This window comes from Rhodovulum kholense (genome assembly GCF_003053725.1).
In the GTDB taxonomy this organism is placed as follows: domain Bacteria; phylum Pseudomonadota; class Alphaproteobacteria; order Rhodobacterales; family Rhodobacteraceae; genus Rhodovulum; species Rhodovulum kholense.
Map to the genome: position 1 here is coordinate 166,500 of NZ_QAYC01000003.1, position 21,902 is coordinate 188,401.

Here is a 21,902-nt window from a genome sequence, read left to right on the forward strand (position 1 = left end):
CTGCGGGCGCCCGCCTCCTTCGTCAGTCGCGCCCCGTCGCCGCCCGGGGCGGCGCCTTGGCAGTGCAGAACATGTCATGCATCAGCTCAAGCAGCCGACGCGCCCGTTCGTCGGCCAGCGAATAGTAGATCGCCTTGCCCTCGCGCCGGTAGGACACCAGCCCCTCAAGCCGCAGCCGCGCCAGTTGCTGGCTGACCGCCGCCTGGCGCGAGGACAGAAGCGTTTCCAGCTCGGTCACCGATTTCTCGCCGGTCGACAGGTGGCACAGGATCATCAGCCGACCCTCATGCGACAGCGCTTTCAGAAAGCTCGACGCGGTCTCGGCATGCTGGACCATATCCTCGGCCTGCACCTCATCCATCGACGGCATGGCGCCGTCGCGGCCGCCGTTGCGGCCATCGTCCTCTGGCGGGGCAGCCTCTGTCGCCATGGCATCGCGGGGCATCATCACCGCCCCGTCTTCTCCCCGGTTGCGGCCGCGCCCGCCGCGCCACGGGGTCCGGCCTGCCTGTTGCTCATCCTCACTCACCCTCGTCCGTCTGCGCCCATTCGGGCTGTCGCTGTACCATGGCGCCGATCAGGCCCCAGAAGAAATCCTCGCCCGGATAGCCTTCAAGACGACCGACCTCCACCCCGTCGCGCAACAGCACGAAGGTCGGCGTGAATTGGGGTCTGGAGACAAGTCGCACGTCCTCTGGCAGCTTGGCGTCCAGATCGATCCGGCGCAAGGGGGCGGTGCGGCCTTCGCGGGTCTTCGGCCAGATCGGCGCGATTTCCCGGTTCCACAGCACGCAATAGGCACAGCCCGTGCGTTCGACAATCCCAAGCGCCAGATCGGCGCGCACGGCCGACCCGGCGATCAGCGCCAGCCCCGCCGCGCAGATCCGTGCCGCAAGGTCAGGTTTCATTTTGGGCTATCCTATCACATAGACAAATCGTAATATGTTTTCGCGTCATCGGCAAGGGAGGGCTGTGATGCTGGAGATTTCCTACGGGGGTGCGGCGCTGGCGGGGCTTCTGTCCTTCCTGTCGCCCTGCATCCTGCCGATCGTTCCGTTCTATCTGTGTTACATGGCGGGCATCTCGATGACCGAGCTGCGCGGGTCCGACCGGATCCCGCCCGGCGCGGTGCGCCGCCTGGTGGTGTCGGCCATCGCCTTTGCGCTGGGGGTGACCTCGATCTTCGTGCTTCTGGGCATGGGGGCGACGGCGCTGGGGCAGGGCTTCCGCGAATGGAAGGACGAACTCAGCTATGTGGCGGCGGCGATGCTGTTCCTGTTCGGGCTGCATTTCCTCGGCATCCTGCGCATTCCGCTATTGTATCGCGAGGCGCGGATCGAAAGCCGGGCCGAGCCGACGACGGTGCTGGGCGCCTATCTGATGGGGCTGGCCTTCGGTTTTGGCTGGACGCCCTGCGTGGGCCCGGCGCTGGCCGCGATCCTGATGGTGGCCAGCGGCATGGGCGACATTGCCCGGGGGGCGCTTCTCTTGCTGGTCTACGGGCTGGCGATGACGCTGCCTTTCGTGCTGGCCGCGGCCTTCGCCCGGCCGTTCCTGGCCTGGATGCAGCGCAACCGGCGGCATCTGGGCCATGTGGAAAAGGCGATGGGGGTGATGCTGGTCGTCTTCGCCGTGCTCATCGCCACCAATTCGGTCGGCTACCTCGCGCAGGTGCTGATCGACACCGTGCCGTGGTTCACCACGCTCGGCTGAGCATGCTTCAGGGAGGACAACCATGAAACTGACGACGCTTCTGGCCGCGGGCTTTGCGGCCCTTGCAGCCCCGGTGCTGGCCTCGCCGATGGGCGATGACGGGTTGCACAAGCCCGACTGGCTGCGCGACACTTTCCGCGACATGCGCGAGGACCTGGCCGAGGCCGGGGCCGAGAACCGGCGGATGCTGGTGATCTGGGAACAGCGCGGCTGCATCTACTGCACCAGGATGCACGAGGAGGTGTTCCCCGATCCCGAGATCGAGGCGCTGATCCGCCAGAATTATTTCGTCGTGCAGATGAACCTGTTCGGCGATGTCGAGGTGACCGATTTCGACGGCACCGTGCTGCCCGAGAAAGAGATGGCGACGCGCTGGGGGGTGATGTTCACGCCCACGCTGATGTTCATGCCCGAAACCGCCCCCGAAGGCGGCACCGCGGCCCAGGCGGCGGTTGCGACCATGCCCGGCGCCTTCGGCAAGGGCACGACCCGGGCGCTGCTGCAATGGGTGCTCGACCGCGGCTATGAGGGCGACGAGCATTTCCAGAAATACGTGGCCCGCACCATGGCCGACCCGTCCAACTGACCGGGGCAGGGGGTGCCGGAAAGTCGTATGCAAAAAACTATATTTGTTGTTGCGTCACGCCGGACCGCTCCGCTACAGTCGGGTCAAGGGAGAGAAAAGGGAGGAGTCTCAGCGATGAGAAAGGTGGGTCTGACCGCCGTCTGCCTGGCCGTCTGGACGGGCGCGGGGCTGGCATCCGAGGTGGCGCCGCGCGACGTCGCGATCGACGGGCAGGGCCATGTGGCGTCGCCGCTGACCGATGCGCCGGGCGATCCGGCGGCCGGGCGCAGCCTGATGACCGACCGCACGGTGGCCAATTGCATCGCCTGCCATCAGGTCACCGAAATGTCCGACGCGCCGTTCCCCGGAACTGTCGGCCCGTCGCTCGACGGGGTCGCCACGCGCTATTCCGAGGCGATGATCCGGGGCATTCTGGTCAATTCCAAGAACGTGTTCCCCGAGACCGTGATGCCCGCCTATTACCGGGTCGAGGGCTTCAACCGCCCGGGCATCGAGTTCACCTCGAAACCCATCGAGGGCGAGATCCAGCCGCTGATGACGGCCGCGCAGATCGAGGATGTCGTCGCCTATCTGATGACGCTGACGCAATGACCGCCCCGGCCACCGGGCGCGCCTGAGCAAGGAGGAAGAGATGGAGTTCACCAGACGAGGCGCAATGGCGCTGGGCGCGGGGCTCGCCGCCGCGCTGATGCTTCCGGCACGCGCGCTGCGCGCGGCCGCCGATGACAAGATCGCCGAATTCACCGGCGGCGCCGCGATGGGCGAGGGGGGCATCACCCTGACCACGCCCGAGATCGCCGAAAACGGCAACACCGTCCCGATCGAGGTCAGCGCCCCCGGCGCGGTCGAGATCCTGGTTCTGGCCTCGGCCAACCCGACGCCCGACGTGGCGCGGGTCAGCTTCGGCCCGCTCGCGGGCGCGCAGCGCCTGTCGACCCGCATCCGGCTGGGCGGCACCCAGGACGTGATCGCCATCGCGAAGATGGGCGATGGCAGCTTCCAGCGCGCGGCGAACACCGTGAAGGTCACCATCGGCGGCTGCGGCGGCTGAGACGAGAGGAGGAAAGCACATGGCAGAAGGCGTCAAGCCCCGCGTCAAGGCCCCGAAGACGGCCGCGGCGGGCGAAACCGTGGTCATCAAGACCCTGATCAGCCACCAGATGGAATCCGGCCAGCGCAAGGACAGCGACGGCATCCCCATTCCGCGCTCGATCATCAACCGCTTCACCGTGGCCTTCAACGGCCAGAACGTGGTCGATGTGGCGCTGGCCCCGGCGATCTCGACCAATCCCTATTTCGAGTTCGACGCGGTGATCCCGGAGGCGGGCGACATGGTGTTCACCTGGTACGACGATGACGGGTCGGTCTACGAGGACGTGAAGTCGATCGCCATCGGCTGAGCCGCCCGCGCCTCTGGCGCGCTGTTTCGAGGGAGGGGAGCAGATGAAGACCAAGACACTCACGGGCATGGCTGCGGCGCTGGCCTGCGGCGCCCTGCTGGGGGGCGCGGCCGCCTGGGCCGGGCCGGACGATCCGCTGATCATCAACGGCGATCTCGAGATCGTCACCCGCACCGCCGCGCCGCCCCATCTCGAAGGCCATCTCGACGAGATCCGGTCCGGCTGGACCTTCCGCACCGACGATACCCAGGCGCTCGAGATGGACGATTTCGACAATCCGGGCATGATCTTCGTCGAGGCCGCGCGCGAGGTCTGGGACACGCCCAAGGGCAGCGCCGGCAAGTCCTGCGCCGACTGCCACGGCGCGGTCGACGAGGGCATGCTGGGGGTCCGCGCGCATTACCCGAAATGGGTCGAAAGCGCGGGCGAGGTCCGCACGGTCGAGCAGATGATCAATGCCTGCCGCACCTCGCGCATGGGTGCCGACGAATGGAAATACATCGGCGACGACATGACCCAGATGGTCGCGCTGATCGCCTCGGTCTCGCGCGGGATGCCGGTCGATGTGGCCATCGACGGCCCCGCCCGGTCGACCTGGGAGAAGGGCAAGGACATCTACTACACCCGCTACGGCCAGCTCGACCTGTCCTGCGCGAATTGCCACGAGCAGTATTTCGACCATTACATCCGCGCCGACCATCTGAGTCAGGGCCAGATCAACGGCTTTCCCAGCTACCGGCTGAAGAACACCAAGCTCAATGCCGTGCAGGACCGGTTCAAGGGCTGCATCCGCGACACCCGCGGCGTGCCCTTCGCGGTCGGCTCGCCCGAATTCGTGGCGCTGGAGCTTTACGTCGCCTCGCGCGGCAACGGGCTGTCGGTCGAAGGACCGTCCGTCCGCAACTGATCCCGGGGCCCGCGCCGCTGATCCGGCGCGGGCCCCGTCCGATCTGAAACATTCGGTTTCGTGCATGTGAGGCGCGGGCCGCCACCCGGAAAGGATGCCGAGACGATGATTTCGCGAAGGGATTTCCTGCAGGCCGCGCTGGCCGCCTCGGCGGTCTGGGGCGCGTCGGGCATGGGAAACTGGGCGCGGCTTGCGGCTCAGCAGGCGCTGACCCAGGACCGGCTGCTGGAGTTCGACACCTTCGGCAACGTGACCCTCATCCATGTCACGGACATCCACGGCCAGCTGGTGCCCGTGTGGTTCCGCGAACCCGAGATCAATATCGGCGTCGGCGCCGCGGCCGGCAAGCCGCCCCATGTGACCGGCGCCGATTTCCTCAAGCTTTACGGCATCGCCCCCGGCACGCCCGAGGCCTATGCGCTGAGCTATGTCGATTTCGTCTCGCTGGCGAAGAGCTATGGCCGGATGGGCGGGCTCGACCGGGTGGCGACGGTGATCAACGCCATTCGCGCGGAGCGGCCCGAGGCGCTGCTGCTCGATGGCGGCGACACCTGGCACGGGTCCTATACCTGCCTGCGCTCGGATGCGCAGGACATGGTCAACGCCATGAACCTGCTGAAACCCGACGCGATGACCAGCCATTGGGAATTCACCCTCGGCGTCGACCGGGTGACCGAGATCGTGGACGGGCTCGACTTCGCCTTCCTCGGTGCCAACATCTTCGATGCCGAATGGGACGAGCCCGCCTACGAGCCCTACAAGATGTTCGAACGGGGCGGCGCGCAGATCGCGGTGATCGGCCAGGCCTTCCCCTATCTGCCCATCGCCAACCCGAAATGGATGTTCCCCGGCCTCAGCTTCGGCGTTCGAGAAGAGCGCATGGCCGAGGTGGTGGCCGAGGTCCGCGGCAAGGGCGCCGATCTGGTGGTGGTGCTCAGCCATAACGGCTTCGATGTCGACCGCAAGATGGCCGGCAACGTGCCCGGCATCGACGTGATCCTGACCGGCCACACCCATGACGCGCTGCCCGAGCCGGTGATGGTGGGGCAAACCCTTCTGATCGCCTCGGGCTCGAACGGCAAGTTCGTCACCCGGCTCGATCTGGACGTGCGCGAAGGGCGGATGATGGGCTTCCGCCACAAGCTGATCCCGGTCTTCTCGGACGCGATCGCCCCCGATCCCGAGATGGCCGCGCTGATCGAACGCGAACGCGCGCCCTACCGCGACGAGATGGCCGAGGTGCTGGGCACGACCGACGGGCTTCTCTACCGGCGGGGCAATTTCAACGGCACCTGGGACGATCTGATCTGCAACGCACTGATCGACGAGCGCGAGGCCGATATCGCGCTGAGCCCCGGCTTCCGCTGGGGGCCGAGCCTGCTGCCGGGCGATCCGATCACCCGCGAGGATCTGTATAGCGCGACCGCCATGACCTATCCGAACGCCTACCGCTCCGAGATGACGGGCGAGATGTTGCACACGATCCTGGAGGACGTGGCCGACAACCTCTTCAACCCCGATCCCTATTACCAGCAGGGCGGCGACATGGTCCGGGTCGGCGGCATGGGCTACCGGATCGACGTCACCAAACCCCAGGGCAGCCGCATCACCGACATGACGCTGCTGAAGACCGGCGAGCCGGTCGATCCGGCCCGGTCCTACGTGGTTTCGGGCTGGGCCAGCGTCAACGAGGGCACCGAGGGACCGCCGATCTGGGAGGTGGTCGAAAGCTACGTCAAGCGTCAGGGCACGGTCCGGGTCGATCCGAACACGTCGGTCGTGGTCAGCGGCGCATGAGCGGGACGAAGGAGGAGACGACGATGACGGACCGGCCGGGCGCCCCCACGCGGCGCGGATTTCTGAAGGCGGGGCTTGCGGGCGGCGGCGCGCTGGTCGCGGGCGGCGCCGCGGCGCAAGAGCCCGATCCGCTGATCACCGAAAAACAGCCCTGGGCGCAGATGTGGGGCGACGGGGTCGATGCGACTCCCTACGGGATGCCCATCGAGTACGAATCCGACGTGATCCGCCGCAATGTGGGCTGGCTGACCGCCGACACGATCTCGTCGGTCAATTTCTCGCCGATCCATGCGCTCGACGGCACCATCACGCCCCAGGGCTGCGCCTTCGAACGCCACCATTCCGGCGCCATCGACCTGCCGAAGGAAGACTACCGGCTGATGATCAACGGGCTGGTCGAGACGCCGCTGGTCTTCACCTATGCCGATCTCGAACGCTTCCCGCGGGTGAATCACACCTATTTCCTCGAATGCGCGGCCAATTCGGGCATGGAATGGGCGGGGGCGCAGCTCAACGGCGCGCAATTCACCCATGGCATGATCCACAACATGGAATATTCCGGCGTGCCGCTTCGGATGCTGCTGGAAGAGGCAGGCGTCAAGCCCGAGGGCAAATGGGTCTATGTCGAGGGGGCCGATGCCTCGTCGAACGGCCGCTCGATCCCGCTGGACAAGGCGCTCGACGATTGCCTCGTGGCCTTCAAGGCCAATGGCGAGGCGCTGCGCAAGGAACATGGCTATCCGGTCCGGCTCTGCGTGCCGGGCTGGGAGGGCAACATGTGGATCAAGTGGCTGCGCCGGGTCGAGGTCACGACCGAAGCCGTCGAAAGCCGCGAGGAGACCTCGAAATACACCGATACGCTGGCTGACGGCACCTCGCGCAAATGGACCTGGGTGATGGATGCGAAATCGGTCATCACCTCGCCCAGTCCGCAATCGCCCATTACCCACGGGCCGGGGCCGCTGGTCATCACCGGGCTCGCCTGGTCGGGCCGGGGGGCGATCTCGCGGGTCGATGTTTCGCGCGATGGCGGCAAGTCCTGGCAGACCGCGCGGCTGGCGCAGCCCGGGCAGAACATGGCGCTCAGCCGGTTCTATCTGGATATCGACTGGGACGGGTCCGAGATGCTGCTGCAATCCCGCGCGATGGACGAGACCGGCTATGTCCAGCCGACCAAGAACGCGCTGCGCGAAATCCGCGGGCTGAACTCGATCTACCACAACAACGGCATCCAGACCTGGTGGGTCAAGGCCAACGGGGAGGCGGAAAATGTCGAGGTCTCGTAACCTGTCCGCGGCCGCCCTGCTGCTGGCCCTGACCGGTCCGGCCCAGGCGGGTCATTTCGGGCTCGGCCGTCCGGCGCTGCCCGAAGAGGTCGCGGCCTGGAACCTCGATGTGGCCCCCGACGGGGTGGGCCTGCCCGAGGGCTCTGGCTCGGTCGAGGATGGCGAAGAGATCTTTTCGGCCAATTGCGCGGTCTGCCATGGCGAATTCGCCGAGGGTGTCGGCAATTATCCCAAGCTTGCGGGCGGCGAGGGCACGCTCGACCGCGACGACCCGCTCAAGACCGTGGGGTCCTACTGGCCGTACCTTTCGACCGTCTGGGACTATGTCCACCGCTCGATGCCCTTCGGCGCGGCGCAGGTGCTGACGGTCGACGAGGTCTATGCCGTCACCGCCTACATCCTTTATTCGAACTATCTGGTCGACGAAGATTTCGTGCTGTCGAACGAGAACTTCCTGGAGGTCGAGATGCCCAATGCCGACGGCTTCATCGTCGACGACCGCGAGACGACCGAACTGCCGCGTTTCTCGCAGCCGCCCTGCATGACCGACTGCAAGCCGGAGGTCGAAATCACCATGCGCGCCGCCGTGCTGGACGTGACCCCGGACGAAGGTCAATAGCGACGCGATCTGCGGGCAGGGGATATGGGGCGACCGTCCGGTCGCCCCTTTTCCGTTTCAGGGTCCGCCCGCGTCATTCCGTCCATGCCCCGGGGCGATTCGACGGGGCGAATCATCTTGCCCGACGCATAGCGGAATTGCATTATTTGCATATGAGGGAGGAACTAAGTCTGATCCTCGCGCTCGCCTTGGGAGGGGCGGGCGCGGGGCGGGCCGAGACGCATGTCGAGGCCATCGGCGACCCCGTGCGCGGCGCCGAAATCTGGGTCTATTGCAGCGGCTGCCATGAAATCGGTCCCGGGGCTCAGGCCAGCATCGGGCCGCCGCTGACAGGGCTTTTCGGACGGCGCGCGGCGACGGTCGCGGGCTTTCCCTATTCGCTATCGATGCAGCGGGCGGGCCAGGACGGGCTGACCTGGACGCTCGAGACGCTCGATGCCTATCTGGAAAACCCGGTGGTGCTGGTCTCGGGCACCAGGATGAGCTTTCCGGGGCTCGAGGATGCGGGCGAGCGGGCCGATCTGCTGGCCTTCCTGCGCCAGTATTCCGACAAGCCCTCGAACATCCCCGAGGCGGCGCCGACCGCGCGCGCGGGCGATCCGGTGCTGAGCGAGGCGACGCTGGCGCTGGTGGGCGACCCGGCTTACGGCGAATACCTGTCGAGCGAATGCACGACCTGCCATCAGCGCGACGGGTCCGATCAGGGAATTCCCTCGATCACGCTCTGGCCCCAGCGCAAGTTCGTGCTGGCGATGCATGCCTACAAGCAGCATCTGCGCCCGCATCCGGTGATGCAGATGATGGCCGGGCGGCTTTCGGACGAGGAAATCGCGGCGCTGGCGGCCTATTTCGGGGCGCTCGGCCTCTGACGGCCCGCCGTCATTCACGAAAACGACCGGAGACGCGCGAAATCATGTCCAGGGAGGAGACAGAGACATGAGCCTGAACAGACGAAGCTTTCTGGGAACCGGGCTGGCGCTGGGTGCGGCCCTGTCGGCGCCCGCCGTCATCGGCCAGGCCCGGCCGCGGGTGGTGATCGTGGGCGGCGGCGCGGGGGGCGCCACCGCCGCCCGCTACATCGCCAAGGACAGCGGCGGCGCCATCGACGTGGTGCTGATCGAGCCGGGCAAGACCTATTACACCTGTTTCTTCTCGAACCTCTATCTGGGCGGGTTCCGCGACTTCGCCTCGATCGCCCATGACTACGGGCGGCTTGCCAGCCGCTACGGCATCAACGTGATCCACGATCTTGCCGTCGATATCGACCGCGAGGCCCGGTCGGTCGCGCTCGCCTCGGGCCATGCGCTGGGCTATGACCGGCTGATCGTGTCGCCGGGCATCGACTTCGTCGACGGCGCGGTGCCGGGCTGGGACCTGACGGTGCAGAACCGCATGCCCCATGCCTGGAAGGCGGGCAGCCAGACCCAGCTGCTGAAGGCCCAGATCGAGGCGATGCGCGAGGGCGGCGTCTTCTGCATGGTGGCCCCGCCCGACCCCTATCGCTGCCCCCCCGGCCCTTACGAGAGGGTCTCGATGGTGGCCCATGTGCTGAAAGACCGGAACCCGACCGCCAAGATCCTGATCGTCGATCCGAAGGAGAAATTCTCGAAACAGGCGCTGTTCGAGGAGGGCTGGGGACGGCACTATCCCGGCATGATCGAGCGGGTCGGCCCCGATTTCGGCGCCGCCAATGTCGAGGTGCGGCCGGACAGCATGGAGGTCGTGATCGACGGCACGCCCGAGGCGGTCGATGTCTGCAACGTGATCCCGGCCCAGAAGGCGGGGCATATCGCGGGTCTGGCGGGGCTTGCCAATGACAGCGGCTTCTGCCCCATCGTGCCGGGGACGATGCAAAGCCGGATCGACGAGACCATCCATGTTCTCGGCGATGCGACCATCGCGGGCGACATGCCGAAATCGGCCTTCTCGGCCAACAGCCAGGCCAAGGTGGCGGCGATGCAAGTGCGTGCCGCGCTGACCGGGGCACGGGCCTTCCCGGCGAAATACTCGAACACCTGCTGGTCGCTGATCGACACCGGGGACGGCGTCAAGGTCGGCGCCTCTTATCAGGCCGCCGAGGACAAGATCGCCAAGGTCGACGGCTTCGTCAGCCAGACCGGCGAGGATGCGGCGCTGAGGAAGGCGACCTTCGAGGAAAGCCTCGGCTGGTACGCGGGCATCACCGCCGACATCTTCGGCTAGGTCCGGAGCGGCGTCCCCGGACGGTCCGAAGGGGCCGCCCGGGGGCGCCTTGCGGGCCGGGCGCGGCGCCTAAGATGCTGTGACGCAGCGTAATGCTGCGGTGCGGTGTGGCGAAATCCTGCCGGCCGGTCGCGGAAAGGTTGTCGTCAAGAGGAGAAAATTCCCTCAGGACGTGGTATATCTTTCCGTAGGGTCGCCCATTGCTCTGCCAGGCGATGAGGACGGCCCGTACGGCAGAGACGAATTGGGAGGAGTCGGCCGTGAACATGATTCAGGAACCCAGAAACACCGCCCGCCGGCTGGCGATGCGCCCGCGTGTGCATCCCGTCTTCGGCAAGCTCGGCCCGATGCCGGCGGCCTCGCTGCGCGCGATGGTCGGCTACGGCCTGAACGAGGCCGAGATCGGCCGCTATTTCGGCGTGACGCCGTCCTCGGTGCGGCGGCTCAAGCGCAGCCTCGGGGTCTGCGACGCGGCGGCGGACTGATCGTCCGCCCCGCCGTCAGGGGCACCTGCCAAGCCATCGCCATCGCCATCGCCAGCGCAACCGGGTTCGGTCCGGGCCTTGCCTTCGGGGGAGGCCCTCCGGCCGGGCGCCCGGAGGGCGGCTCAGCCCAGCGGGCTGAAATCGCCATAGGCCCCGCCCGCGAAAACCAGCGGCGGGCCTTCGCGCCGGGCGCAGTCCTCGACATGACCGACCACGATGGCGTGGTCCCCGGCCTCGTGCAGCGCGACCCGGCGGCAGACAAAGCGCGCGATCCAGCCCTGCTCCAGCAGCGGCGGGTCGTCCCCGGTCTCGGGGCCGAGCCCCTCGAAATCGGCGCCCGACCGGGCAAAGCGCGCGGCCAGGTCCTCTTCGCCCGCGCCCAGCACATGGATCGCGAAACGCTCGGCGCCCGACATCGCCGGATAGCGGGTCGAGGCGCGCGCGGGCGACCACAGCACCAGCGGCGGGTCGAGCGAGACCGAGGAAAAGCTGTTCGCGGTCATGCCGACCGGCCCGTCTGACCCAAACGCCGTGACCACCGTCACGCCGGTCGCAAAGCTGCCCAGCGCGTCGCGGTAAAGCCGCTGGGTGTCCGGGCCGGGAATGAATCGTTCCATGCGTCCTGCCGTCTTTTCCGGTCTGTTGCGGGCCGCACAATGCGCCAGATGGCGGGCGGCGGCAACCTCGGCCCGGCGACTGGACCCGGTCGGCCCCGGTCGTTCCCGGTTCGGGCCGTGTCACCAAAGCTTCACCCCGTCGCAACATTTCCGTTTCCCCGCGCCTCTACCCACCCCGGCAAGGACCAGCACCCGGGGGGCAGATGCTGCTTAGCGTTGACAATCTGACACGGCATTTCGGCCGGATCGCCGCCGTCGACCGCGTCAGCTTTTCGGTCGAGCGCCCGGCCTTCATCGGCATCATCGGCCGGTCCGGTGCGGGCAAGTCGACCTTGCTGCGCATGCTCAACCGCCTGACCGACGCCACCGCGGGCGAGATCCGCTTCGAGGGCCGCAACGTGCTGGCGCTGACGGGCGCGGCCAAGCGCGCCTGGCAATCGGACTGCGCGATGATCTTCCAGCAGTTCAATCTGGTGCCGCGGCTCGACGTGGTCTCGAACGTGCTGCACGGCACGCTGAACCGCCGCTCGGCGCTGGCCACGGTCTTCAACCTCTATCCGCGCGCCGACATTCACCGCGCCATCGACATTCTCGACCGGCTGGGCATCGCCGAACAGGCCGCCAAGCGCGCCGAGGCGTTGTCGGGCGGCCAGCAGCAGCGCGTGGCCATCGCCCGCGCCCTGATGCAGGACCCGAGGATCATCCTCGCCGACGAGCCCATCGCCAGCCTCGACCCGATGAACGCCCAGGTGGTGATGGACGCGCTGCGCCGCATCCACGAGGAGGACGGGCGGATGGTGATCGCCAACCTGCACACGCTGGACACCGCGCGGCGCTATTGCGACCGGGTGATCGGCATGCGCGAGGGCCGCATGGTGTTCGACGGCCGCCCAGAACAGCTGACCACCGGCGTCGCCCGCGACATCTACGGCGCCGATGCCTCGTTCTCGGAACAGGCCACCTCGACCTCGATCGAGGTGCTGGACCGCGCCACGCGCGCCACGCGCGCCGCGATGGCCGAAACCGAACTGATCTGACAGCTTTCCCGCCCCCCGGGTCGGTCCGACGGGGCATTCCAACCGAAAGAAAGAGTAAGACCATGACCCGACTGCTTGCTGCCCTTGTCGCGACCTCCGCGCTGGCCGCGCCCGCCTTCGCGCAGGACAAGATCGACGAATTCCGCATCGGCATCCTCGGCGGCGAGAACGCCCAGGACCGCCTGAACTCCTACGAATGCCTGCGCGTCAAGTCCGAGGACCTGCTGGGCGTGCCGACCAAGCTGTTCGCTCCCGCCGATTATGACGGCGTGATCCAGGGCCTTCTGGGCGGCACCATCGACATGGCCTGGCTGGGAGCCTCGGGCTATGCCAAGGTCTATCTGGAAGACCCGACCGCGGTCGAGCCGGTGCTGGTCAAGGTCAACACCGACGGGTCCTACGGCTATTACGCCATCGGCTTTGCCCGCAAGGACAGCGGCATCGCCTCGCTCGACGACATGCAGGGCAAGAAATTCGGCTTCGGCGATCCGAACTCGACGAGCGGTTATCTGATCCCCTCGATCGAGATCCCGGCCGAGACCGGCCATTCGATGCAGTCGGGCGACTTCTTCGGCGAGGTCGTGTTCACCGGCGGGCACGAACAGACCATCGTCGCGGTCAACAACGGCGATGTCGATGCGGGAGTGACCTGGGCCGACGGGCAGGGCAACTGGGAAGACGGCTATAATTCCGGCGCGCTGCGCAAGGCCGTCGATGCGGGCATCGTCGACATGAATGACATGGTCGAGATCTGGCGGTCCAAGCAGATCCCGGAAGGCCCGTTCGTGCTGCGCACCGCGCTGCCGGAAGATGCCAAGCTGAAGATGACCGCGCTGGTGGCGTCGCTGGCCTCGATGGACCCCGACTGTTCCTATGGCGTGCTGGCGGGCGAGGCGAAGGGCGTGATGCCGATCACCCATGACGCCTATCTGTCGATCATCGAGGCCCGCAAGGCGCAATCGAACTGAGCCGGATCACCGGCGGCGGCGGGCCCCTGTTCGGGTCCGCCGCCTTCTCGTGAAAGTACCTCCTCATGGCCGACAGCTTCCCCGCCCCCCGGATCGATCCGATCCGCAGCCGCTATCTCGATCTGGTGCGCCGCCGGCAGCTTTATTCGGGCCTGACGCTGACGATCTTCGCGGTGCTGATGGCGTCAGGCTTCGGGCTTGCCAATGACCGCAATGCCGGCGGGTTTCTGGACGGGATCGGCAACATCTTTGCCTTCCCGGCCAATGTGATCGAAGAGGCCGCCGCCAAGATCGCCGACATGCCCGCCAATCTGCTGCGCTTCTTCCCGGCGCTGGTCGAGACGGTCAACATCGCCGCGGTCTCGACCCTTGTGGGCGGGACGGCCGGGTTTGCGCTGGCGCTCTTGTCGACCCGGGGGCTGGCGCCCTGGGCGCTGGCGATTCCGCTCTTTCGCCGGGCGATGGATGTGATGCGGGCGGTGCCCGAGATCGTCATCGCGCTGGTCCTGATCTACGTGCTGGGCGGCGGGCCGGTGCCCGCGATGATCGCCATCGCCTTTCATACCGCGGGCGCGCTGGGCAAGCTGTTCTCGGAGGTCAATGAGAACGCCGACCTTAAGCCCGTCGAGGGGCTCGCTTCGGTCGGCGCGGGCTGGGCGCAGCGGATGTGGCTGGGGGTCGTGCCGCAAGTGGCACCGAATTACCTCAGCTATGCGCTGTTGCGATTCGAGATCAATATCCGCGCCTCGGCGATCCTCGGCTTCGTCGGCGCGGGGGGGCTCGGCTACGAGCTGAAGAACGCGATGTCCTGGGGGCAGGGGCGGTTCGATCAGGCGGCGGCGATCTTCCTGCTGCTCTTCGCGGCCATCGTCGTCTTCGACCAGCTGTCGAGCCATGTCCGCGACCGCCTGACAAAGGGAGCCGCGGCATGAGCGATACCGCGGTTCTCAAACGGGGCGCGGTCGGCCTGATCGGGCGCAAGCGTCTGATCGCCTTCGCGTTTCCGGGGCTGGTCCTGGCCTATCTGGCCTATGTCGCCATCGCCTTCGACGTGGCCGGGCTGGCCGAGAGGGCGCGGCTTGATAATGGCCGGACGCTGCTGGCCGACAGCTACAGCTACAAGACCCATGTCACCCGCGACAACCGCTCGGGCGAGGTTACCGTCGCCATCGAGGGCGAGAGGAAGGGCACCTATGCCGCCGACGCGCCGCCCGACTGGGTCGAGCGCAAGGGCGCGCGCACCCAAATCGACCTGGGCGACGGCCATCTGGTCAGTTTCGGGCCGGAGATGGTGAGCTACAACGTCCCGGGCTACGGGCTGATCGAGGCGCGGCCCAGCGTTTCTGCCGGGGTCGAGACCAACCTGACCGGGCCGCTGCCCGACTGGATCAGCCTGTCGCGGAACCGGCTTGCGGTGACGACCGAGGCCGGGCGGCTGACCGTGACCCGCAACCGAAGCGAGGTGTTCCGCTATTTCGTCGGATGGGAGCTGTTCTTCTTCACCCTCGACAGCCCCTATCACGGGCACTCGGCCGCAAGCCTTCTGTTCGGCCCCCAGATCGATCCTGATCGCAGCAATCTCGCGGGCGCCTGGCACGATTTCTGGCGCAACCCGATGTGGCGTCACGCGGATGTGGCCTGGGCGCTGTTCGAGACCGTGCTGATGGCCTTTCTCGGCACCATGGGGGCCGCGCTGGTGGCCCTGCCGCTGGCTTTTCTGGCGGCGCGGAACTTCACGCCGGTGATGGCGATCCGCTTCGGCATAAGGCGGGTCTTCGATTTCGTGCGCGGGGTCGACGGGCTGATCTGGACCATCGTTCTGGCGCGCGCCTTCGGGCCGGGGCCGATGACCGGGGCGCTGGCGATCCTCTTCACCGACAGCGGCACCTTCGGCAAGATGTTCTCGGAGGCGCTGGAAAATGTCGACCGGCGCCAGATCGAGGGCGTGCAGTCGACCGGGGCGCCGCTGCTGGCGCGCTACCGCTTCGGGGTGATCCCGCAGATCACGCCGGTGCTGCTGTCGCAGGCGCTGTACTATCTGGAATCGAATACCCGCAGCGCCACCGTGATCGGTGCCATCACCGGCGGCGGGATCGGGCTTTTGCTGACCCAGGCGATCATCACCCAGAAGGACTGGGAAGAGGTCAGCTATTACATCGTGCTGATCGTGCTGATGGTCTCGGCGATGGACTGGATCTCGGGGATTCTCCGCCGCCGCCTGATCCGCGGCGCCTGATCCCGCACCTTCCCCGCGGGGACGATGCGTCCCGCTTTCCGAGGAGCCCGCCGATGCCCCGCCTGTCCGCCGAGACGCCCGTTCTGCATCCCGATTGCTCGGTCACAGGCTGTACCCTTGGCCGCTATGTCGAGATCGGGCAGGGCGCGCGGCTGCTGAACGTCGCCATGGGCGACTATTCCTATTGCGACCGCTATGCCGACATCGCCAATGCCGATCTGGGCAAGTTCGCCAATATCGCCGCCTTCGCCCGGATCGGGCCCACCGACCACCCGATGCAGCGCGCGAGCCTGCACCATTTCCTCTATCGCTCGGCCGATTACTGGGAGGATGCTGGGGACGACCCGGCCTTCTTCGCCCATCGCGCCAGCCGCCGCGCCCGGATCGGGCATGACACCTGGATCGGCCATGGCGCCATCGTCCGCCCCGAGGTAACGGTGGGTGACGGCGCGGTGGTGGGGGCGGGCGCCGTGGTGACCCGCGACGTGGCGCCCTATACCGTCGTGGCCGGGGTTCCGGCGGTGCCGATCCGCGACCGCTTTGCCCCCGCCATCGCCCGGCGGCTGCAGGCGCTGGCCTGGTGGGACTGGGATCATGCGGCGCTGCGGCATGCGCTGGACGGCTTTCGCAGCCTCTCTGTCGAGGCCTTCCTCGAGGCCCATGGCGGCTGAGCCTGCCGCGCGGGCCGCCGGACAGAAAAAGGGGAACGGGCCGAAGCCGCATCCCCCTGAGCCTGCTGAAATCGAAGCTGAAATCCCCGGTCGCCTGACGGCGGAACAACCTCTACCGAAAACCCCGATCACACCGTTTAACGGGACTTAGTCTAATTCGCTTTTGTGGCGGATGCCTATGGAATTCGTTGCCGGGAGGTAAATTTTCTGCGACGCGGCTATAAATTTCGCTGCGTTGCGGCTATTCCGCCGCCATATCCAGCGCATGGATGCGATGGGCGAAGCGATGCGCCGCCTCGCCGGCCAGATAGGTCAGCCGCCCGCCCGCAATGGTCATCTCGACCGCGCGAGTCTCTTCGTTGATCACGCACAGATCCGCTCGGCGTCCGAAATCGAGCCGCCCCCGGTCGGGCAGGCGCAGGATCTCGGCCGGGTGCTGCGAGATCATCGCCCAGGCCTGCGGCAGGGTCCTGAGGCCCAGATCGACCAGCCGCCAGACCGCATGGGTCAGGGCGGGATAGTAGAAATCGGACACCAGCGCGTCGCACAGCCCCTGCGCGATCAGATCGGTGGCCGAGGCGTTGCCCGCCTGCGAGCCGCCCCGCGCCACATTGGGCGCGCCCAGCAGGACCGGGTCGTTCATCGCCTTGGCGGCGGCGGCGGCGCGGCGGGTGGTCGGGAACTCGGCGATGCGGGCCCCGATCATCGAGAACCGCTCGCGCGTCTCGCCGTCGGGATCGTCATGCGATCCGTACATCACGCCCATCAGGTCGAACGCCTCGGCCAGTCGGCACAGATGGCGCGGCACGTCGGGCGCCATCGCCTGCGCGGCGGCGACCGCGGCCATGTGATCCTGCACGGAGCGGCCGTTTTCGGTCGCCCAGTGGTGCAGCCGCTCGGGCCGCGCGCGCGCCAGCTCTTCGGCCTCTTCGAGGTGGTTGTTGAAGACGACATAGTCGATCCCGTGCCGCTCGACCGCCTCGAGCAGGCGTTGGGCGGTGCCCACGGTATGGGTCTCGCAGCGCAGCTGGATGCGCAGGTCGGTCAGCATCCGCGGCCGGTAGGCGTCGAGCGCGGCCATCAAGGCCTCGGCCTGATCGGGGGCACGGCGTCCGCCCTCCCAGGACCAGCCCTGGGCGAGCCAGCCGGTGGTGATGCCGTTCGCGGCCGCCTCGCGGTCGGTCGCGGCCAGCCCGACCTCGAGCGCGAAGGGCGCGGCGGGGCGGGGCGCGATATGCCGTTCGAAGGCGTCGCCATGCAGATCGACAATGCCCGGCAGGATCAGATAGCCCGACAGATCGACCTCGGGCAGCGGGCCCTTGGTGATCCGGCCATCGGCAATGGCAAGCGAGCGCCGTTGCAGCTCGCCGTCGCGCAGGATGGTCGCGCCGGTAAAGCGCAGGGGCTGAAGATACTGGGGCATGTCGCTGCTCGGGCGGTCCTGAGGTTACGTGGCGACCGGGATACCTCTGCACTGTATCGCGGGTATGACAGCCCTCGCGGTTCTGCCTTCAATTCGATCATTCGCGGCGCTTACTCGGGCGCGACGATCAGGCTGACGCGGTCGCCCGCGAACCAAGTGCGGCCATATTCGACCGGCCGGCCCTCGGCATCGACGTTGATCGAGACGCTGCGCAGGATCGGGTCCCCCGGGCGCAATTCCAGATGCAGGGCCTGGGTCGGCGTGGCGCGCTTGGCGGTCAGCCGGGTCGAGGCGCGGGTGTAGTCCGCGACGCCCGCGCGCGCCAGCGCCCGGGTCACCGAGGGGTCTTCGGCCAGCGCGTCGAGCAGCCCGGGCAGGCGGTCGGCCGGGAACACGCTGCGAAACAGCGCGATCGGCTGACCGTCGGCCAGCGAGATGCCCTCGTAGACATGGACGGCCGCGCCCTCGGGCAGGGCCAGCGCCTCGGCCTCGCGCCGGTCGGCCTTGCCGGTCGCACGCAGCAGCACCTTGCGGTCGGCGCTGCGCCCGGCCGCGGCGAGGTTCTGGTGAAACCGCACCCGGCGGCCCAGCGGATAATCGGTCGGCCGCGCCGCCACATAGACGCCCGAGCCGCGCCGGGCATGCACCAGCCGCGCCTCGGCCAGATCGGCCAGCGCCCGCCGGACGGTATGGCGATTGACCCCGAACCGGCGCGCCAGGTCGGCCTCGGTCGGCAGCTTGTCGCCGGGCCGGTAGCGGCCCGCGGCGATTTCGTCGCGAAGCGTCGCGGCGATCGAGGTCCAGAGCGCGGTCGGGGTCATGTCATCGAAACTTCATCCAGGTGGCGCTTGCACGACTCGGGAAGCGCGCGTAGGGATTTGTCTAGTTGTATAGGGAATCTGTAGAGGTCGGACAAGCCTGTGGATAACTCGGCAAGCAGTCGGATGACCGAACCGGAAACACGTCGCGAATGGATGGGGCTGCTGGCGCGCGCGCCTGCGGCGACGCTGGAGCGCCTGTGGATAAGTCTGGGACCAGATCCCGAATACGCATGGCTTCGGCCCCCCGAAACCGGAGGGGTGATGGTGCGCGGCCGGATGGGGGGCACGGGCGCGCCCTTCAACCTCGGGGAGGTGACGGTTACCCGCTGTGCGCTGCGACTGCAAGAGGGGGGCGTGGTCGGTCATGCCTGGGTGCAGGGGCGCGACAAGGCCAAGGCGCGCCGGGCCGCGCTGGCCGATGCGCTGATGCAGACCGGGCGGGCGGACGAGCTGCGCGCGCGGCTGCTGGACCCGCTGGCCGAAGAGATGGCGGCGGCTGAAACGGGGCGGGCGGCGCGGGCCGCCGCGACCCGGGTCGAGTTCTTCACCATGGTGCGCGGAGAGGATTGAGGCGATGGACGATCAGGCCCTGTCGGGCGGTTTTGCCGACACCCCGCGCGAGGCGGCGCTGGCGTTTCGCGCGGCGCTGACCGCGATGGCGCGGCCCGGGCGCATCGAGGCTGTCGCGGGGGCGCGGCCGCCCGCGCCGCTGTCGGTTGCCGCCGGGACGCTTCTTCTGGTGCTGGCCGATCCGACGACCCCGGTGCATCTGGCGGGCGCGCTCGACCGGCCCGGCCTCCGCGACTGGCTGCGGTTTCACACCGGGGCGCCGCTTTCGGACCGCGCGGGCGCCGTCTTTGCCGTCGGGCGCTGGGCCGATCTGTTGCCGCTCGATGCCTACAGCCTCGGGACGCCCGATTATCCCGACCGCTCGGCCACGCTGATCGTCGAGATGGACGCGCTTGACGCGACGGGGGCGCGGCTGACCGGCCCCGGCATCGAGACCAGCCATGGGCTGTCGCTGCCCGAGATCGCGGCCTTCCGGGCCAATCGGGCGCGGTTTCCGCTGGGGCTCGATTTCTTCCTGACCGCGGGCGAGCGGCTGGCCGCGCTGCCCCGGAGCACGCATGTGGAGGCCGTCTGATGTATGTTGCCGTCAAGGGGGGCGAGCGGGCGATCGACGCGGCCCATGCCTGGCTGGCCGAGGAACGCCGGGGCGATCCCGCGATCCCGGAACTCGCCGTCGCCCAGATCCGCGAACAGATGACGCTGGCGGTCAACCGGGTGATGGCCGAGGGCTCGCTGTACGATCCCGATCTGGCCGCGCTGGCGATCAAGCAGGCGCGGGGCGATCTGATCGAGGCGATCTTCCTGATCCGCGCCTATCGCACCACCCTGCCGCGCCTGGGGGCGTCCGAACCGGTCGAGACCGGCGGGATGCGCTGCGACCGCCGGATCTCTGCCACCTTCAAGGACGTGCCGGGCGGGCAGGTGCTGGGGCCGACCTTCGATTATACCCACCGGCTGCTGGATTTCGCGCTGGCCGCCGAGGGCGAGGTACCGGAGGCTGCCACCGCCGCCCCGGATGCGGCGCCCAAGCCCCGGATCACCGGGCTTCTGGACCGCGACGGGTTGATCGAGACGGAACCGGCCTCGGACGAGACCCCGCCCGATCTGACCCGCGAACCGCTGGGCTTTCCCGCGGGCCGCGCGCTGCGGCTGCAGGCGCTGACCCGCAGCGACGAGGGCTTTGCGCTGGGCATGGCCTATTCGACCCAGCGCGGTTACGGGCGCAACCACCCCTTCGTGGGCGAGCTGCGCCTGGGCCGGGTGGGCGTCGAGGTAGAGATCCCCGAGCTGGGCTTTGCCGTCGAAATCGCCGAGATCGAGCTGACCGAATGCGAGACCGTGAACCAGTTTGCGGGCTCGAAGACCGAGCCGCCGCAATTCACCCGGGGCTATGGCCTGGTCTTCGGCCAGTCCGAGCGCAAGGCGATTTCCATGGCGCTGGTCGACCGCGCGCTGCGCTGGGAGGACCTGGGCGAGGATTTCACGGGCGCCCCGGCGCAGGATGCCGAATTCGTCATTTCGCATGGCGACAACATCCAGGCCTCGGGCTTTCTCGAACATATCAAGCTGCCGCATTACGTGGATTTCCAGTCCGAGCTGGAGCTGGTGCGGCGGATCCGGGCCGAAGCCGCAGCCAGCGCGGCCGAGCGGGAGGCGGCGGAATGACCGAAGCGGAAAGCCGGGTCGAGGCCCCCGGGGCAGACTACAATTTCGCCTATCTCGACGAACAGACCAAGCGGATGATCCGGCGGGCGCTTTTGAAGGCGCTGGCGGTGCCGGGCTATCAGGTGCCCTTCGCCAGCCGAGAGATGCCGATGCCCTATGGCTGGGGCACCGGGGGCGTGCAGGTGTCTGCCGCGGTGCTGGTGCCCGGGGATAGGCTGAAGGTGATCGATCAGGGGGCGGACGACACCACCAACGCCGTCTCGATCCGCAAGTTCTTCCAGAAGACGGCGGGCATTGCCGTGACCGGGCATACCGGCGAGGCGACGGTGATCCAGACCCGCCACCGCATCCCCGAAGCGCCGCTGACCGAGGGGCAGATCCTCGTCTATCAGGTGCCGATCCCGGAACCCTTGCGGTTCCTGGAACCGCGCGAGACCGAGACCCGCAGGATGCATGCGCTGGAAGAGTACGGGCTGATGCATGTGAAGCTTTACGAGGATATCGCCCGCCATGGCGAGATCGCGACCGCCTATGCCTATCCGGTGCAAATCGAGGGGCGCTATGTGATGGACCCCTCGCCGATCCCGAAATTCGACAACCCCAAGCTGAGGATGGCGGCGATCCAGCTGTTCGGCGCGGGGCGCGAGCAGCGGATCTATGCGCTGCCGCCCTATACCGAGGTGGTGAGCCTCGATTTCGAGGATCATCCCTTCGTGCCCGGCAAGGCCGAAGGGGCCTGCGCGCTCTGCGGGTCAGAGACAAGCTATCTGGACGAGGTGATCGTCGATGACCGGGGCGGGCGGATGTTCGTCTGTTCCGACACCGATTACTGCGCCGGGCGGCGGGCGGCCGGGCATGTGGGGGCCGAGGGCGCGGCCGCAGGGGAGGGCCGGGCATGA

General features: G+C 67.8%; 25 protein-coding genes and 1 pseudogene. 21 read left to right on the plus strand and 5 right to left on the minus strand.

What is annotated here, in order from left to right; translation table 11 throughout:
• Window positions 1-22: 22 nt before the first annotated feature.
• Window positions 23-370 (minus strand): ArsR/SmtB family transcription factor, encoded by a 348-nt coding sequence (locus C8N38_RS05530; protein ID WP_245895550.1) that lies wholly within the window; start codon window positions 368-370, stop codon window positions 23-25.
• 151 nt (window positions 371-521) lie between these two features.
• Complete coding sequence (locus C8N38_RS05535; RefSeq protein WP_215731088.1) at window positions 522-908, minus strand: thioredoxin domain-containing protein; 387 nt, start codon at window positions 906-908, stop codon at window positions 522-524.
• A gap of 67 nt (window positions 909-975) precedes the next feature.
• Between C8N38_RS05535 and C8N38_RS05540 the strand changes: the two genes are divergently transcribed.
• The 12 genes and pseudogenes from C8N38_RS05540 to C8N38_RS05595 all read left to right on the plus strand — a co-directional run bounded on the left by C8N38_RS05540 (window position 976) and on the right by C8N38_RS05595 (window position 10,995).
• Window positions 976-1,713, plus strand: coding sequence for a cytochrome c biogenesis CcdA family protein (locus tag C8N38_RS05540; RefSeq protein ID WP_075785476.1), 738 nt, complete (start codon window positions 976-978; stop codon window positions 1,711-1,713).
• 22 nt (window positions 1,714-1,735) lie between these two features.
• Window positions 1,736-2,299, plus strand: coding sequence for a thioredoxin family protein (locus tag C8N38_RS05545; protein ID WP_108024741.1), 564 nt, complete (start codon window positions 1,736-1,738; stop codon window positions 2,297-2,299).
• A gap of 114 nt (window positions 2,300-2,413) precedes the next feature.
• Complete coding sequence (soxX, locus tag C8N38_RS05550; RefSeq protein WP_108024743.1) at window positions 2,414-2,890, plus strand: sulfur oxidation c-type cytochrome SoxX; 477 nt, start codon at window positions 2,414-2,416, stop codon at window positions 2,888-2,890.
• A 40-nt stretch (window positions 2,891-2,930) separates the two neighbouring features.
• Window positions 2,931-3,350, plus strand: a complete 420-nt coding sequence (gene soxY / locus C8N38_RS05555; RefSeq protein ID WP_108024745.1) for a thiosulfate oxidation carrier protein SoxY — start codon at window positions 2,931-2,933, stop codon at window positions 3,348-3,350.
• Window positions 3,351-3,369: 19 nt separating this feature from the next.
• Window positions 3,370-3,699: a thiosulfate oxidation carrier complex protein SoxZ gene (soxZ, locus tag C8N38_RS05560; protein ID WP_108024747.1), complete on the plus strand. Its 330-nt coding sequence runs from the start codon at window positions 3,370-3,372 to the stop codon at window positions 3,697-3,699.
• A 43-nt stretch (window positions 3,700-3,742) separates the two neighbouring features.
• Window positions 3,743-4,606: a sulfur oxidation c-type cytochrome SoxA gene (gene soxA, locus C8N38_RS05565; RefSeq protein WP_108024755.1), complete on the plus strand. Its 864-nt coding sequence runs from the start codon at window positions 3,743-3,745 to the stop codon at window positions 4,604-4,606.
• A gap of 105 nt (window positions 4,607-4,711) precedes the next feature.
• Window positions 4,712-6,403 carry a thiosulfohydrolase SoxB gene (gene soxB, locus C8N38_RS05570; protein WP_108024757.1) on the plus strand — a complete coding sequence of 564 codons (1,692 nt, stop codon included), beginning with the start codon at window positions 4,712-4,714 and terminating at the stop codon, window positions 6,401-6,403.
• 23 nt (window positions 6,404-6,426) lie between these two features.
• Window positions 6,427-7,689, plus strand: a complete 1,263-nt coding sequence (gene soxC / locus C8N38_RS05575; protein ID WP_108024759.1) for a sulfite dehydrogenase — start codon at window positions 6,427-6,429, stop codon at window positions 7,687-7,689.
• Window positions 7,673-8,299 (plus strand): annotated as a pseudogene (locus tag C8N38_RS05580) (c-type cytochrome); the annotation flags it as partial. The gene soxC and the pseudogene C8N38_RS05580, both read left to right, overlap by 17 nt.
• Before the next feature lie 161 nt (window positions 8,300-8,460).
• On the plus strand, window positions 8,461-9,177 hold the full coding sequence (locus tag C8N38_RS05585) for a c-type cytochrome (protein WP_108024762.1): 717 nt from the start codon (window positions 8,461-8,463) through the stop codon (window positions 9,175-9,177).
• A gap of 67 nt (window positions 9,178-9,244) precedes the next feature.
• Entirely contained in the window at window positions 9,245-10,510 is a 1,266-nt protein-coding gene (locus C8N38_RS05590; RefSeq protein ID WP_108024764.1) for an NAD(P)/FAD-dependent oxidoreductase, read from the plus strand.
• 260 nt (window positions 10,511-10,770) lie between these two features.
• Window positions 10,771-10,995, plus strand: a complete 225-nt coding sequence (locus C8N38_RS05595; RefSeq protein ID WP_075785487.1) for a hypothetical protein — start codon at window positions 10,771-10,773, stop codon at window positions 10,993-10,995.
• 122 nt (window positions 10,996-11,117) lie between these two features.
• Here the strand turns inward: C8N38_RS05595 and C8N38_RS05600 are convergent, their stop codons facing one another.
• Complete coding sequence (locus C8N38_RS05600; RefSeq protein ID WP_108024767.1) at window positions 11,118-11,612, minus strand: flavin reductase family protein; 495 nt, start codon at window positions 11,610-11,612, stop codon at window positions 11,118-11,120.
• 206 nt (window positions 11,613-11,818) lie between these two features.
• Between C8N38_RS05600 and phnC the strand changes: the two genes are divergently transcribed.
• The 5 genes from phnC (at window position 11,819) to C8N38_RS05625 (ending at window position 16,524) form a co-directional block, all read left to right on the plus strand.
• On the plus strand, window positions 11,819-12,649 hold the full coding sequence (gene phnC, locus C8N38_RS05605) for a phosphonate ABC transporter ATP-binding protein (RefSeq protein ID WP_108025084.1): 831 nt from the start codon (window positions 11,819-11,821) through the stop codon (window positions 12,647-12,649).
• Window positions 12,650-12,711: 62 nt separating this feature from the next.
• The gene (gene phnD / locus C8N38_RS05610) at window positions 12,712-13,617 is read left to right on the plus strand and encodes a phosphonate ABC transporter substrate-binding protein (protein ID WP_108024769.1); all 906 of its coding nucleotides are present in this window, start codon (window positions 12,712-12,714) and stop codon (window positions 13,615-13,617) included.
• A 65-nt stretch (window positions 13,618-13,682) separates the two neighbouring features.
• Window positions 13,683-14,549, plus strand: coding sequence for a phosphonate ABC transporter, permease protein PhnE (phnE, locus tag C8N38_RS05615; RefSeq protein ID WP_108024771.1), 867 nt, complete (start codon window positions 13,683-13,685; stop codon window positions 14,547-14,549).
• Window positions 14,546-15,853: a phosphonate ABC transporter, permease protein PhnE gene (phnE, locus tag C8N38_RS05620; RefSeq protein WP_108024773.1), complete on the plus strand. Its 1,308-nt coding sequence runs from the start codon at window positions 14,546-14,548 to the stop codon at window positions 15,851-15,853. Before phnE (C8N38_RS05615) ends, phnE (C8N38_RS05620) begins: the two co-directional genes overlap by 4 nt.
• A 53-nt stretch (window positions 15,854-15,906) precedes the next feature.
• Window positions 15,907-16,524, plus strand: coding sequence for a DapH/DapD/GlmU-related protein (locus C8N38_RS05625; protein WP_108024775.1), 618 nt, complete (start codon window positions 15,907-15,909; stop codon window positions 16,522-16,524).
• A gap of 241 nt (window positions 16,525-16,765) precedes the next feature.
• On the opposite strand, the gene C8N38_RS05630 is transcribed toward C8N38_RS05625, so the two are convergent.
• Together C8N38_RS05630 and phnF are read right to left on the minus strand one after the other, a co-directional pair.
• Window positions 16,766-17,947 (minus strand): alpha-D-ribose 1-methylphosphonate 5-triphosphate diphosphatase, encoded by a 1,182-nt coding sequence (locus C8N38_RS05630; protein WP_108024777.1) that lies wholly within the window; start codon window positions 17,945-17,947, stop codon window positions 16,766-16,768.
• A gap of 110 nt (window positions 17,948-18,057) precedes the next feature.
• On the minus strand, window positions 18,058-18,768 hold the full coding sequence (phnF, locus tag C8N38_RS05635; protein WP_108024779.1) for a phosphonate metabolism transcriptional regulator PhnF: 711 nt from the start codon (window positions 18,766-18,768) through the stop codon (window positions 18,058-18,060).
• Window positions 18,769-18,891: 123 nt separating this feature from the next.
• Here phnF and phnG point away from each other — a divergent pair, with 123 nt between their 5' ends.
• The 4 genes from phnG to C8N38_RS05655 are packed head-to-tail and all read left to right on the plus strand — an operon-like array spanning window position 18,892 to window position 21,902.
• Window positions 18,892-19,338 carry a phosphonate C-P lyase system protein PhnG gene (gene phnG, locus C8N38_RS05640; protein WP_108024781.1) on the plus strand — a complete coding sequence of 149 codons (447 nt, stop codon included), beginning with the start codon at window positions 18,892-18,894 and terminating at the stop codon, window positions 19,336-19,338.
• 4 nt (window positions 19,339-19,342) lie between these two features.
• Entirely contained in the window at window positions 19,343-19,912 is a 570-nt protein-coding gene (gene phnH / locus C8N38_RS05645; RefSeq protein WP_108024783.1) for a phosphonate C-P lyase system protein PhnH, read from the plus strand.
• On the plus strand, window positions 19,912-21,003 hold the full coding sequence (locus C8N38_RS05650; RefSeq protein WP_108024785.1) for a carbon-phosphorus lyase complex subunit: 1,092 nt from the start codon (window positions 19,912-19,914) through the stop codon (window positions 21,001-21,003). The genes phnH and C8N38_RS05650 overlap by 1 nt, the downstream gene beginning before the upstream one ends.
• Window positions 21,000-21,902, plus strand: a complete 903-nt coding sequence (locus C8N38_RS05655) for an alpha-D-ribose 1-methylphosphonate 5-phosphate C-P-lyase PhnJ (RefSeq protein WP_108024787.1) — start codon at window positions 21,000-21,002, stop codon at window positions 21,900-21,902. Before C8N38_RS05650 ends, C8N38_RS05655 begins: the two co-directional genes overlap by 4 nt.